Source organism: Pseudonocardia sp. Cha107L01 (genome assembly GCF_052566575.1).
The window spans coordinates 9,168,948-9,182,419 of record NZ_CP199579.1; the positions used below are offsets into that span (position 1 = coordinate 9,168,948).

Genomic DNA, 13,472 nt, shown 5'->3' on the forward strand with positions numbered 1-13,472 from the left:
GTGCAAGATCTACCACTGTCGCGCCTGCCGAACCAGAGCGACCGCGCCGAGCTGGGACTGGACCTCGAGCTTGGTGTGCATGTTGCGGATCTGAGTGCGCACGGTGGTGATCGACACCATGAAGTGCTCGGCGATCTCCGCCGCGCGGAGCCCCTCGGCGAGCAGGTCGAGCACCTCGCGCTCGCGCGCGCTGAGCCGGCCCAGGCGCCTGGCCAGCTCGCGCTCCTGCGCCAGGTAGCCGCGGTGGCGGGTGACCCAGTCCTGCTGCTCGACCTCGGTCATCACCGGCTCGCCCGCCGCGGCCGCCAGCACGATATCCAGCAGCCCGTCGAACGAGGTGGACTTGGGCACCGATCCGACCGCGCCGGCGGCAATCGCGGCCGCCACCCCGGGGGTGTCCACGCTGCCGCTCACCACCAGTACCTGCCAGCCACGGGCGCACAGCGCCTCGACCAGCTCGGCGCCGTTCATCCACCGACCGTCCTGGTCCTGCCCGAGGTCCAGGTCGAGCACCGCGAGGCCCGGCCGGAACTGGGCGATCCGGTCCCGGAGATGGTCGATGCTGGTGATGGGCAGCTGATGAGCGTCGAAGCCCTGTGCCCGCAAGGCCATCCGCAGCGTCGTGCTGAACAGCTCGTGGTCGTCGATGACCAGGATCGGGTATCCGACGGGAACGGCGTTGCCCGCATTTGCCCGGTTCGTCGCGGTCATGCCGAACTCGAGACGGCCCGTTGCGCTGCCCGGCGCGCGACGATGGCCGCGGCCGGCAGTTCGATCACCACGGTGCAGCCCGGCCGGCCCGGCTGGGCGGGCAGCATGCGGATCGATCCGCCGTCCTCGGCCAGCAGCTTCCGGCAGATGTAGAGGCCGAGCCCCTGCCCACCGGCGGCCTGGTCACAGGACCGCCGGCCGAACACGCCTGTCTCGGAGAGCGGCCCGAGCCCGGGGCCCGAGTCTGAGATCCGGATCCGTACCCAGGCCCCTCGGCGGAAGGCCTGCACCCGTACCGGGCTGCCGGCCGCGTGCCGCGCGCAGTTAGCCACCACGTTGGTCACCACCTGGGCCAGGGTGTCCGGCACGCGCTTCACCCGCAGTCCGGGTTCGACGTCCAACCGGATCTCCATCCCCGTGGTGCGCCAGAGCAGTACGACATCGCGCAGCACCTCGCGGATCCGGTACGCCGCGACCCGATCGGCCTCCCGACCGGAGTTGCCCAGCAGCGCATCCAGCCGGGCCAACTCGGAAGCCACCGCGGTCCGCAGCTCGTCCTTCTCCCCCACCGGGGACCCGGCCAGCGCATTGGTGGCGCCGGCCAACCCGGCGAGCCCGTTGCGCAGCTCGTGGTCCCGCTCGGCGAACCGGTCCAGGTTCAGCTGGGCGAGCCGCAGCTGCTCCTGGTGGTCGTTGTGGCGGTCGTCCACCGCGCGCAGCATGACGTAGGTGAGCTGGCTCAGCCCGATCAGCACCAGCACCACGCCGAGGAGTCGGATACTTGCGAACGTCAGCTTCGAGTCGGTGTACAAACCGCTGTCCGTGGCCAGCCGGGTGGCGTGCGCGACTGCTATGACCGCGAAGCCGAGGCCGACCCGGGCCAGGGCGGTGCTGTGCCGCCGCCAGCCGAGGACGGCCAGCCAGACGCCGGCAACCACGCCGAGCAGCGACAGTCCGACGCGCAGCGGGAGGAAGGTAGTCACCGCGGCCGCTACCGAGGGTGCGCACTGGGCGACCCCGGCGGCTCCCAGGGTCAGCGCCAGGCCGATCACCGCGCCGAGCCAACGCAGGCTCGGCCACAGCTTAGTCGGTGGCCACACCGAGGCGCACAACAGGCCGACGGCCACCGCACAGGCGGCCATCCGGGCCGCGTTGACCACCGGACTGACCGGCGCGACCAGCCAGCTGGTGGTGGTGGCCGGCACGTCCACCACGCTGTAGAAGATGAGCGTCGAGCTCAACCAGGTCAGCCGGTGATCGGACGTCAGACGCCCGGCCAGCGCGGCCAGGATCGCCGCCATGGCGGCGAACGCGCACGCGGTCACCGAGAGCAGAAGAGCCGTGTGGCCCACCGAGACGGCTTGCAGCACCGCGATGAGTCGACTCATCACGACAACCACGGTTATGGCGGCGCCGACGACGGCTATCTCTCGAGCTATTTGTGGAGCCAAACCGCGCGGCGCGGCTCCTTGGACCAGCAATTCGGCAGCATTATGCGGCAGCGAGCGCATGAGCAACTTCCCCCGTGTCCCCTCGCGCCCGAACCGCAGCGACCGTTCGGTCGAGCGCCCACGACTCCCCCGAGTCGACCCGGCCAGTTACCCCTTTCGGGTGTAGCTTCGCTAGCCCGAGAGTAGCAACGAAGCCGTCGATCAATCAAGAATGGATCCAAACGAGTGGCTGTAAGGTTCAACACTCGGGTGAGGATGGTCCAAACGAACACGCTCAGTCAGCGGATCCAAGTATTCCGAAACGGAACCATCGAATGGCCTACATTGACGCTACGGCCTCGACACTGTATGGGCATTCATCTAGTTCTCCGAGCCCGGCTCGGCCGGCGGCATCGAATTGTCTGCCGGCGGCACATCCCGCACCCGCTGACGGTCCCTGCGCCGGATCACCGCGCCCAGACCGAGGCCGACCAGCACGGCCACGATCGACCACCCCAGCACCACCAGCAGGGCTCCTGCCCAAAAAGGCACACGGCAGTATTTCGTATCTTGACCCGTGATGGGGCGCTCACTTGCCGCTCCCGGCGCAAGCCTGTCGATAAGCTCGGGCGCGCAGGGTGGTGCGGCGTGAGGGGGAGCTGCCCGGTGACACTTCGCTCGGCGACCACTGGTAGCGCCCAAGCCCGGTTCGCGGGCTGATCGGGTGCACGTGCACCGCCGTCACCTACTCAAGCTTCTCGCCCTTGCACCCGCCCCCGCGCTCGCCGGCTGCGGTACCACCGGAGCCTCGGCACCCGAGCTCGCGTCCGCCGAGGCGCCGGCGCCCACCGGGACGTTCTTCTACGTCTCGCCCACCGGCGACGACCGCGCCTCGGGCCGGAGTCGGACCGCCGCCTGGCAGAGCATCACCCACGTCAACACCCAGCTCGCCAACGGTGGCATCGGCGTATACGACACGGTGCTCTTCGAGGGCGGCCAGACCCACTTCGGCAAGATCCGCATCCCGCACGGGCGACCGACCGGCGGGGGCTACCTGACGATCGGCGCCTATCCCGGTGCCCGCCGTCGGCCCGTGATCAGCAGCTACACGCTGTTGAACAAGACCTCGGACTGGCGGCGCACCGCCCCCAACCTCTGGACCACCGACCTCACACCGCGGCGCGCCGCCGGCCGGGGTTACGACGGTGCCCAGGGCGGCGCGGACAACATCGGCTTCCTGCGGATCGACGGTGTGGTGCACGGCCGGCGGGTATGGCGGCCGGAGGATCAGCGGGCGCAGTGGGACTTCCGGTGCGCGGCCAACGCACTCCACGTGTGGTCGACCGCCAATCCCGCCACGCTGGCCAGGGACATCAGAGCGTCCTGCGACGGCCACTGCATAGCCCTCGGGAACTCCGTGCACATCACCGGCCTGCGGTTGGAGGGCAGCGGCGGGCACGGGATCCAGGGCTCGGCAACCCAGGTCCGGGTGGACAACAACGAACTGGCCGAACTGGGCGGCGCCGTGCTCAAGGGCACCACCCGCTACGGCAACGGCGTCGAGGCCTGGATCGACTCCGCTGACTTCCTGGTGGAGCGCAACATCCTGCACGACATCTACGACGTCGCGCTCACCGCGCAGGGCGGCCCAACCTCGAACACCGGGTCGTGGCGGGACCTGACCTTCCGCAACAACCTGGTCTACTCGTGCAACCAGTCGATCGAGTTCTGGTCCGACGGCACGCCCGGCCCCGGTCGCGGCTTCGTCAACTGCCTCGTCGAGTGCAACACCTGCCTGTACGCCGGCTACGTCTGGTCCGCCACGGTCCGGCCGGACCGGGACAGGTCGGTGCACCTGCTCACCTACGGCTGGACACTGCCGGCGGACATCACGGTGCGGAACAACACCTTCTACGACGCCACCGGGGCCTACCGCTACTCCAGCGCGCCGACGCCCGGTCTGAAGTGCAGCGGCAACCTGATCGTGCAGCGCACCGGCGGCCGACTCAAGCTCGGCGACCCGGAGACCATCGAGCAGGCGCCGACCTGGGTGGCCGCGACGCGCGACGACGTCGGTTCCACGTTCCAGGTACTGCCCCAGGGTGCCCGGCTGGACGTGGCCGGCGCGCTCCGCCGGGTGGCCGGACAGCGCGGCGGGTGTTCCCCGCCGCCGCTGCCCTGACCGGGATCAGACGAACCTGCTCCGGCTGTCCGAGTCCGCGTCGCGCGCCGTTTTGCGCAGCACCGCCTCGTACCCGTCGCACACGGCGGCCCAGTTGTAGACCTCGGCCACCCGCCGCCGTCCCCAGCGGGCCGCTCCCGCCCTGGTCTCCGCCGAGGCCAGCAGCGCCCCCGCGCGCCGCGCGATGACCTCCGGCTCCAGCGGCACCAGCATGTCGTCGTCGTCCAGCACCTCGGCGTTGAACGGGGTGTCCAGCGCCAGCACCGGTGCGCCCAGGCCCATCGCCTGCACCAGGGCCGGGTTCGTGCCGCCGACCGAGTGTCCGTGCAGGTAGACGCCACAGTGCGCCCAGAGCGCGGACAGCAGCTCCTGGTCGGCCACGTGTCCCAGGGCATGTACCCGGGGCGGGTCGTGCTGGGCGCGGACCTGCTGCTCCAGCTCCCCGCTGCCGGACCCGACCACCACCACCGGGGCGCCGGTCCGCTTCGCCGCCTCCAGCATCGTCGACACGTTGTTCTCCGGCACCAGCCGAGCCACGATGAGCGCGTAGCCACCGGGCGTCAGACCGAGGCCGGTCACCCGCTCGGGGCCGGGCAGGCCGCCGGGTACGTCACCCCCGTAGGGCACGAAGATGCTGTCCCGGTCGAACTCGGTCAGCCACCGGTCGGCGATCGCCTCGGAGTCCGCGATCAGGGTGTCCGCCCAGCGCGCGGTAGCCCGGGCCGCCGCCCGGAACACACGTTTGCCCGTCGCGCTCCACTTGTCTCGTTCCCACTCGATGCCGTCCACGTTGAGCACCACCGGAACGCCCCGGGCCCGCAGCGCCGGCAGCCAGAACCCGTTCGCCACGTTCATCACCAGCGCCACGTTCGGCCGCTCCACCGCGGTGACCACACTGCTGGTGAGGCCGTGGCTCAGGGTCGACGAGGCGGTGCCACTCAGCCCCGGGCTCGAGTACACCCGAACCCCGTCGATCACCCGAACCCGACCGGCCGGCCGGCGAACCGGTTCCCGGTCGAACACGGTCACCTCGTGACCGCGTTGCACCAGCTCCGGTGCCAGGTGCCGGACCAGCGTCTCGAACCCCCCGTACGAACTCGGAAACCCCCGGGTCCCCAGAATATGAATGCGCATCAACCATCCCCCATTCGCGCTTGCTTCTCCTCACACATCCAGTCCTCGGCAGCGAGCCGGCCCCCGACCGGCGGCAGCGAGTCCCACACCGATTCCGGGCTGAGCCGGGTGTCGGTCGCCTCCCGGAGTGCCCGCCCCAGGTCAGCGGGGCTGAAGTCGTCCGGGAGCGTCGTGTGCCCATTGCGGTGCAGCCAATCGACCAGCCCGGTGTCGGAGGTGGCCACGATGTGGCAGCCGTGCGCCAGGCCCTCCACGATCGAGAGGCCGATCTGCTCCCGCCAACGGCCCTCCCGACGTGACGGCAGCACCACCACCGAGGTGCTGGCCAGCAGCTTGTGCACGTCGGCCCGGTCGATCCGACCCAGCGGCACGATCGAAGGGTCGGCCTCGGCCGCCCGGGCCAGCACCTCGGCGAGCGGCCCGGACCCGGCGATCACCAGCTCCCAGCCGGTCGCCGCCAGGCCGGCCTCACGCCACGCCACGAGCAGGTCGGGCAGACCCTTGCGCGGCTCGAGCGCGCCGATGAACGCGATCCGCCTGGCCCGGTCGAGGTCCCGGTGCCCGGTGCACGGCTCCGGCAGGTCCTCGAAGAGCTCCGTCAGGCACCCGGCGGGCAGCACCCCGGCCTCCCGGTAGCAGTCGCCGGCCGGCGAGCTGGCGAAGGCGATCCGGTCGTAGATCAGCTCGCCGAGCCAGCGGATCACCGCGAACACCGCTGCGTGCAGTGGCCGAGGGACACCGCGCAGCAGTGCCAACTGGTCGTTGTTCTCCATCGCGTAGGTCACCACCCGCGTCCGGCGGCGGCGGGCCAGGTCGCCGAGCCGGACCGCGAGCCCGACCGAGACGGTCAGCGGCAACGCCCGGAGCCACAGCGGCTCCGGCAGCTCCACCACGCGCCAGTTGCCGCCCACGCCCCACAGCCAGGCGAGGCCGCGGCGGACCTGGCGGGAGCCCGGCCAGACCGAGCTCTCGTCCAGGTCCGAGTATCGTGAGACAAAGATCACAGCCCGCTCCGGCGACGGGCGGGACCGCTCGAAATCGGAGCTTCGCACCTCGGGGACTACGCGCAGTATTCGCACCCGTACTCCTTGAGTTCCGTGACCGGCGGCGCGAGGACGTGGCTGGTCGATCTCCAGCCGGCTACGCGGCGCCCAGATGCCGCCTCGCGGCGTTGTCGTCGCCGCCGATACAACCCCGGTATCGGCGACTCCTCCGCCTTGCGAGCCGACACCTGGATCCCCGCTCGCTCGACATAGATCCACCAGACACGCCCTAGATGCGGTTGAGCACGGCGGTGGGTGCGAGCCAGCTGGCGGCCAGTCCGGCCGTCGCCTTCCAGCTGGGACGCATCCGGGAGGACGCCACCAGGTGCTCCCGGGCCGTTCGGCGGGCACCGTCACGGAGCAGCGTCGCCCCAGCCGAGAGGTGGTCACGGGCCAGCCGCTGCCGGAGCACTCCGGCGTAGGCCCGCATCCGGTGGTCGCCGAGCATCTGACCGTGGCACTCGATGGCGCTGCGCGGGCCGGCGAGGTCGCGCGACGCGGTGTCGCTCCCGGCGTGCCAGCGCAGGTAGAGCAGCCGCTCGGGCCGGTAGTGGGCCGCGCCGCCGGTGCAGGCCAGCAGGTAACAGAGCCAGACGTCGTAGCAGGGGCCCACTCCCGGTGACAGGGCCGAGGCCGCCACCGCGTCACGCCGGAAGACACATCCGGTGACCGCCACCGACTGTCGGGCCGCCAGCTCGGGGAACGGCTGGTGGTAGCCCTCGGCGAGCGCGGTCCGACCCCATCGCCGGGAGTTCCGCTCGGTCGCCACCTGGTTCACCCGACCGGCCGCGTCGATCAGGAAGTGGTCGGCGAAGCTGAGCACCGCGTCCGGGCGGTGCCGCAGCGGCGGCACCAGCGCCGCGAGGAAGTTCGGCGCCCACCTGTCGTCGTCGTGCAGGACCGCGACGTAGCGACCCTTGGCCTCCCCCAGCGCGGCCCGGAAGTTCTCCAGCATCCCGGTGCTCGGATCCTGCTCCAACCAGCGCACCCTCGGGTCCGGCACAGCCCGGGCGAGCTCCCGGGTGTGTTCCGGATTCCCGTTGTTCGAAACGAGCAGTTCGAGGTCTGTGAACTCGCCGGCGAGCACACTCGCGACCGCCTCGGCCAACCAGGCCGGTCGATTATGAGTCGGGAGCAGCACGCTCACCAACGGTTCTCCCACCTCGAGCACATTACTATCTCTGGCAACGTCGAAAGCGACATCGCAGCGCAGTCGGAGAAAGGTCGTAAACCTTTACGATGCGGTCCTTCGCCGACTACCTATAACCTCTGGGAGCTCGACGGACGGAGCAACTGGCGCATACTTCTATTTGCCCATTGTTCCGATGGGTCGTGCCGCTGACCTGCACACTGTTCGCCGAGGCGGCTCCGGGGATCGGCACCGAAGTTGTGTGCCCCGAGTTGCCAGAACCTACCCTCGTTATTGCGATCCGGTTAATCACGTCCCCGGCAGTCGCGGTCGCCACTCGCCGGTCATTCCCGGGCGGGGATGTTCTGCGTGGCGTGCGCCAAGGCTCACATCTCGGCGGCAAATGTGAGCCTTCGCGCACACCGTGAAAAGGCAACCCGTACCGGCGCCGCCACAGCTGATAGCTACCTACGTGCTCGCCGGGACACCGGCTGGGCGCAGGTAGTCCGCCCAGGCCCGCTCGCACCGGTCCCGGCCGGCCGCCGCGGCGTGGGCCAACCGGTCGGCCTGGCCGGCCACCGCGTTCACACCGGCCACCCAGTCCGCCGCGTCCTGCCCCGCGATGAGGCCGGGCCACCCGGAGCCGAGCAGCTCAGCCAGGAACGGGTGCTCGGGGCCGACCACGGGCACGCCCAGCTCGACCGCCCGGACCGCGATGCCGCTCTGGTAGAAGTGCGAGTACGGGATCAGTACCGCCGCGCTCTGCCCCATCCGCTCGTCCAGCTCGATCTCGGTCAGGAAGCGGTCGATCACCTCCCAGCCGGGCACCGCCGGCCAGCCCCGGCCCGCGATCACCGCTCGGTAGCCGGCGCGACGCAGCTGTGGTCCGAGTGCGACCAGCAGCTCCACGTTGCGGGCCGGCTTGTACTGACCGCAGACCAGCACGGTGCCCCGGTCCGCCGGAACCGGTTGCGCCCGGGGCCTGGCCCGCAGCAGCGGGTGCGGCAACAGCTCAGGTGAGGCCCACCCGTTGGCCCGCAGCGTGTCCGCCGCCGTCTCCGAGTGCGCCACCACCCGCAGGTGCGAGGCGCGCGCCGCCCGTCCGCCCAGCGATGCGGCGACCGGTCCCATACCGAGCTGGCGGCGCAACGGGCTCGGGTCGTGGATGACGATCGATACCCGGCCGGCGCGCCAGGACGGCAACCAGAGCGCGGGCTCGAGCAACCCGTAGGTCGGCCAGAGCACGATCAGGTGCCCACCACGGCCGGCCCGGCGGTGGGCCGCCAGCTCGGCGGCGGCTGCCCTGGCCCGCTGCCACTTCGAGGCTCCGGACACCTCGATCGACGGCGCACCGGCGGAGCCGGCCGGCACCCCGGCGGCCGACAGCACATCGAGCAGCGCCCCTTCGTAGTGTTTCAGTGCCTCCGGCAGTGGGTTGTACAACCACACGGGTCCCGGCAGGTGTGCACTCATCGCTTCGGTTCTCCCCATCCCCGGCTCACGCACTCGTCGCGAGGTTCTCGGTCCGATCTGGGCCCTGCTGACGGTGTGGATCTGTGGCGCTGACATCGACCCAGCGCCCGCCGGCGCTCTCGATGTCCGGTAAGGCGGCGCGGACCTCGGCCATCAGCTCGGGCACGAACACCAGCACCAGGTCCGGCGCCTGTTCGACCAGCTCAGCGGGCGCGAGGATCGGTATCCGGGTACCCGGTACCCGGCAGCCGTGCTTGGCCGCGGCGGCATCGGCCACCCCGAGCAACAGTCGTTCGTCGAGGCCCGCCAGATTCAGCAGGGCGACCGCGCGGGACGCGGCGCCGTAGCCGAACACCCGACGCCCCTGAGCACAGTGGCCGGTCACGAACTCGTTGAGCTGGCCGGCCGCCCGGGCCGCCGCACCCTGCAGCCCGCGCAGCACGGCGACGTCCCGCACCCCGGCTGCCAGCTCGTCGGCCAGCAACGATTCCACCCCGGGCCGGCCGCCGAGGTCCTCGAGGTCCGGGTCGGCCGTGGCCACCAGGCACACGGTGCCGCCGTAGAGCGGGAACCGCCGCGCCCCGATCACGGTCAGCCCGAGCTGGCCGAGCATGCCGCTCAGCGCCGGCGTGGAGTAGTAGCCGAAATGCCCGTGGCGCAGCGCGTTCCACTGGCCGTCGGCCAGGATGGCGGCCAGCGAGTGGAACTGCAGCACCAGCCGCGCACCCGGGCGCAGCCGGTCCACCCGCCGCCGCAGCGCCGCACGTTGGTCCGGCGCATGCATCAACCCGAAGCTGCCGTCCAGCACCACCTCGGCGGCCTCGTCGGTGCCGGCCGTCCGGAGGCCGTGCGCACCGAGCAGGTCGAGCCAGCTCCCGCCATGTGAACTGGGAAACTCAGCCACCCGCCCGGACAGCGGCAGCAGACCCGTTCCGACCAGCCAGTCGACCGCGTCGGCCCGTTGCTCGCCCAGCGCCGCCGGCTCGACACCGCGCGGGCTCTCCGGGACATCGTCGGAGTCCGCCAGTTGCGCCAGGTGACAACGCGCGCAGCACCACAAACGCAGCGGGAACGACGGGTCGGGCCCGGGCCGGGACAGCGCCGGGAAGTACTCCGACGGCGGCTGGTGGCCCAGGTCGAGTACCAGCTCGCCGGCGGTCGACCCGCAGAACCGGCAGCGTGGACCGGTCAACACGGCGGGCTCCCCGGATCGGCTCGACGGCCCGGCACCGGCGCTGCCAGGATGGCCCGGTGCAGGCTCATCAGGCGTCGCTGGCGGGAGTGCTCGTGTTCCGGCCGACGCCGCACCACGACGATCGCGGGCTCTTCACCCGGACGTTCGACCTGGCCGCGGCCGGCGAGCACGGCCTGCCCGAGTTCATCCAGGACAGCCAGTCGCGGTCGCGGCGCGGCACCGTCCGGGGGCTGCATGGCCGCTCCGGTGCCGGCGAAGCCAAGCTGGTCCGCTGCGCGCGGCGCGGTGCTCGACGTGCTGGTCGACGCCCGGCCCGAGTCCCCCACCTTCGGCCGGCACGAGGCCTTTCGGCTGGACGACGTCACCTTCGACAACCTCTACGTGCCGCCAGGTCTGCTGCACGGGTTCGAGGCGCTCACCGAACAGGCCGACGTCTGTTACCGGATCGACCGGGCGCACGATCCGGCGCAGGACCTGGCGGTGCGCTACGACGATCCCGAGCTGGCCATCGAGTGGCCGCTGCCGGTCGCCGCGATCAGCCAGCGGGATCTGACCGCCGGGAGCTGGCGCGAGCTGAGACACGCCCTAACCTCCTGACCGGACCAGGCCGGAGCTCGCCGAACTCGGCCGCAGGTCGGCTCCGAGCGTCCCGGCCGTGCGCCGGGCGGTCAGGTGGGCCAACCGGGTGAACCGGTGCTCGAACGCCCGCCAGGTGAGGCCGTACTCGCGGTAGGCCCTGGCCAGCTCCGCCGCACCGGCCGGGATGCTCCAGCGGGCGGTGAACGCCGGTACCTCGGCATGCAGTCGGGAGAAATCGACCCGGTACGAACGCGGGTCCGCGCCGGTCTCCCCGGTGATCATCAACTCGGAGTCGGGCACCACGTCGGCGACCGCCGCGGCGATCTGGGCCACCGTCCGGTTGTTCGCCGCGGTGCCGACGTTGAAGGCGCGGGCATGCACCACGGCGGTCGGGGCCTCGAGGAGGGCGACCGCGGCGGCGGCGATGTCGGCGGCGTGTACCAGCGGCCGCCACGGTGTGCCGTCGGAGAGCACCTTCACGGTTCCGGTCAGCACCGCGTGCCCGACCAGGTTGTTCAGCACGATGTCCGCGCGCAGCCGGGGCGAGAACCCGAACGCCGTGGCATTGCGCAGCGCGGTCGGGCTGAATCCCGGGTCGGCCAGCTCCCACAGGTCGTCCTCGACCCGCACCTTGGACTCCGCGTACGGGGTGACCGGCTTGAGCGGGGCGTCCTCGTCCACCAGCAGGTCACCGCCCTGGGCGCCGTACACCGAACACGTCGACGCGTAGAGAAACCGCCGCACCCCGCCATCGCGGGCCAACCGGGCCAGCCGGGTCGAGGCCTGGTGGTTGATCGCGTGGGTCAGCTTCGGGGCCAGCCGCGCCGACCGGGTCGTTGGACAGCGCGGCGAAGTGCACCACCGCGTCGAACCCGGCGAGCTGCCCGGCGGTCACGTCGCGCAGGTCCACCGCCAGCCCCGGCGGATCGACCGGCGCCGGGCCGAGCACACAGTCGGCGAACAACCCGGAGTCCAGACCGGTCACCCGATGCCCCGCCGCGGCCAGGGCCGGTGCCAGCACGGTGCCCAGGTAACCCAGGTGGCCGGTCAGTAGGACGCGCATTCGGCCCTCCCGACCCGGCCGCCCGACCGGGCTGCCGGCACGCCGGCAGAGCTCTCGGACGGCCGCACCGGGCCGGCCGCGATCACCAGTTTGTGCAGGTGGAACGCCTCGGCGTACCGGGAGTGGCACTGCACGCCCCGGACCCTGGCCAGACCGGTGAAGGCTTCCTCGTCAAACCACGAGTGGTCGCTCTGCGAGGCGTAGTGGGCGGCCAGGATGCCCAGTTTCTCCCGCAGCGAAGCGCCGTCGATCGGCAGGTACACCTGCGGCTGGGCGAGGTCGCCGTCCCACTTGAGGATCTCGTAGCCGAGGGTGAGGTGGTCCCGGAACGCGGTCGGCACCAGCTCGGCGATCAGTCGGTGGTCCTGGTGCGCATCGTGCGGCGACGGCGCAAGGATCAGGTCCGGCTGGGTGGCGCCGCGCAGCTCGCGCAGCGCCTCCTGGACCTGGCGCCACTGGCTGGGCAGCTGACTGTCCGACAGCCCGAGCACAGATATCCGCAGCTCAGCACCCGGGCACAGGGCGACGAGCGCACCCCGTTCCTCCTCTTCGCGCAGCGACTCGCCGCCGGTGAAGACCAGGGCCGACACCCGCACGCCGGGGTGCGCCCGGCACAGCTCGAGCAGGGTGGCGCCGGCTCCGATTGCGATGTCGTCGCAATGCGCACCGACCAGTACCACCTCCGCCAACCGCTCGGGCAGAAGGCTCAGCATCAGCGTTCCAGCTCCGCCTGGATCAATGCCTGCAGTGGATCGCGCTCGGGCCGCTCCCACAACATCCACGGTCGGGTGCCGGCCAGGTACGCGGCCTCGAGCGCATGTCGCTCCTTCACGGTGTCCGCCGCCTGCCACCAGCCGCGGTACGGATAGGCGAGCATCCGGCCGTCCTTGGCCAGCGCCGCGCAGGCGTCGGTGACCAGGTCGCCGTTCTCCGGGAGGCTGTCGAACACCTCCGGGCGGAGCACGAAATAGCCGCCGTTCTCCCATAGCGGCAGGTCCCTCGGCGTGCTGATCGCGGTGACCGAGTTGTCCGGCCCGAGCTCCACGCAGTGGAACGCCTGCTGTGGCGGTACCGCGAGCAGGGCAGCCGTCGCGGTACCGGCGCGGAACGTCGAGATCATCGCGTTCAGGTCCAGGTCGGTCAGCACGTCGGCGTAGTTGGCCAGGAACATCTCCTCGCCCTCGACCAGGTGCCGCACCCGGCGCAGCCGCTCACCGATGGGCGAGTCGAGCCCGGTGTTCACGAAGGTGATCGTCCAGTCCTCGATGTCCCTGCTCAGCAGCTCGACCTTGCCGCCGTGCAGCACGAAGTCGTTGCTGGCCGTCTCGGCGTAGTTGAGGAAGTAGTCCTTGATGTGGTGCGCCCCGTAGCCCAGGCACAGCACGAAGTCGGTGTGCCCGAAGTGCGCGTAGTAGCGCATCACATGCCACAACAACGGCCGCGGCCCAACCGAGTGCATGGGTTTGGGCAGGTCGGAGGTGCCATCCCGCATCCGCATCCCGTAGCCACCGCAGAACAGCACGACCTTCACGG

General features: G+C 71.2%; 11 protein-coding genes and 2 pseudogenes. 2 read left to right on the forward strand and 11 right to left on the reverse strand.

Features of this window, described 5'->3' with window-relative positions:
* Positions 1-9 precede the first annotated feature (9 nt).
* The 3 genes from ACTXG6_RS43180 to ACTXG6_RS43190 form a co-directional block, all read right to left on the reverse strand.
* Positions 10-711 (reverse strand): LuxR C-terminal-related transcriptional regulator, encoded by a 702-nt coding sequence (locus ACTXG6_RS43180; RefSeq protein ID WP_445185075.1) that lies wholly within the window; start codon positions 709-711, stop codon positions 10-12.
* Complete coding sequence (locus ACTXG6_RS43185; protein ID WP_445185076.1) at positions 708-2,099, reverse strand: ATP-binding protein; 1,392 nt, start codon at positions 2,097-2,099, stop codon at positions 708-710. Before ACTXG6_RS43185 ends, ACTXG6_RS43180 begins: the two co-directional genes overlap by 4 nt.
* Before the next feature lie 423 nt (positions 2,100-2,522).
* Complete coding sequence (locus tag ACTXG6_RS43190) at positions 2,523-2,666, reverse strand: hypothetical protein (protein ID WP_445185077.1); 144 nt, start codon at positions 2,664-2,666, stop codon at positions 2,523-2,525.
* Positions 2,667-2,865: 199 nt separating this feature from the next.
* Here ACTXG6_RS43190 and ACTXG6_RS43195 point away from each other — a divergent pair, with 199 nt between their 5' ends.
* A complete protein-coding gene (locus tag ACTXG6_RS43195; protein ID WP_445185078.1) occupies positions 2,866-4,323 on the forward strand; it encodes a hypothetical protein in 1,458 nt (485 codons plus the stop codon).
* A 6-nt stretch (positions 4,324-4,329) separates the two neighbouring features.
* On the opposite strand, the gene ACTXG6_RS43200 is transcribed toward ACTXG6_RS43195, so the two are convergent.
* The 5 genes from ACTXG6_RS43200 to ACTXG6_RS43220 form a co-directional block, all read right to left on the reverse strand.
* Positions 4,330-5,457, reverse strand: a complete 1,128-nt coding sequence (locus tag ACTXG6_RS43200) for a glycosyltransferase (protein WP_445185079.1) — start codon at positions 5,455-5,457, stop codon at positions 4,330-4,332.
* On the reverse strand, positions 5,457-6,461 hold the full coding sequence (locus tag ACTXG6_RS43205) for a glycosyltransferase family 4 protein (protein ID WP_445185080.1): 1,005 nt from the start codon (positions 6,459-6,461) through the stop codon (positions 5,457-5,459). The genes ACTXG6_RS43200 and ACTXG6_RS43205 overlap by 1 nt, the downstream gene beginning before the upstream one ends.
* A gap of 268 nt (positions 6,462-6,729) precedes the next feature.
* A complete protein-coding gene (locus ACTXG6_RS43210) occupies positions 6,730-7,662 on the reverse strand; it encodes a glycosyltransferase family 2 protein (RefSeq protein ID WP_445185081.1) in 933 nt (310 codons plus the stop codon).
* A gap of 435 nt (positions 7,663-8,097) precedes the next feature.
* Positions 8,098-9,102 carry a hypothetical protein gene (locus ACTXG6_RS43215; RefSeq protein WP_445185082.1) on the reverse strand — a complete coding sequence of 335 codons (1,005 nt, stop codon included), beginning with the start codon at positions 9,100-9,102 and terminating at the stop codon, positions 8,098-8,100.
* 25 nt (positions 9,103-9,127) lie between these two features.
* Positions 9,128-10,297 carry a class I SAM-dependent methyltransferase gene (locus ACTXG6_RS43220; RefSeq protein ID WP_445185083.1) on the reverse strand — a complete coding sequence of 390 codons (1,170 nt, stop codon included), beginning with the start codon at positions 10,295-10,297 and terminating at the stop codon, positions 9,128-9,130.
* Positions 10,298-10,353: 56 nt separating this feature from the next.
* Here ACTXG6_RS43220 and ACTXG6_RS43225 point away from each other — a divergent pair.
* Positions 10,354-10,894: pseudogene (locus ACTXG6_RS43225) on the forward strand (dTDP-4-dehydrorhamnose 3,5-epimerase family protein).
* Here ACTXG6_RS43225 and ACTXG6_RS43230 read toward each other — a convergent pair.
* The 3 genes and pseudogenes from ACTXG6_RS43230 to ACTXG6_RS43240 form a co-directional block, all read right to left on the reverse strand.
* Positions 10,883-11,939 (reverse strand): annotated as a pseudogene (locus tag ACTXG6_RS43230) (NAD-dependent epimerase/dehydratase family protein). The pseudogenes ACTXG6_RS43225 and ACTXG6_RS43230 sit on opposite strands and share 12 nt — an antisense overlap.
* Complete coding sequence (locus ACTXG6_RS43235; RefSeq protein ID WP_445185084.1) at positions 11,924-12,652, reverse strand: PIG-L deacetylase family protein; 729 nt, start codon at positions 12,650-12,652, stop codon at positions 11,924-11,926. Before ACTXG6_RS43235 ends, ACTXG6_RS43230 begins: the two are co-directional and overlap by 16 nt.
* Positions 12,652-13,470 (reverse strand): sugar phosphate nucleotidyltransferase, encoded by an 819-nt coding sequence (locus tag ACTXG6_RS43240; protein ID WP_445185085.1) that lies wholly within the window; start codon positions 13,468-13,470, stop codon positions 12,652-12,654. The genes ACTXG6_RS43235 and ACTXG6_RS43240 overlap by 1 nt, the downstream gene beginning before the upstream one ends.
* Positions 13,471-13,472: the final 2 nt, after the last annotated feature.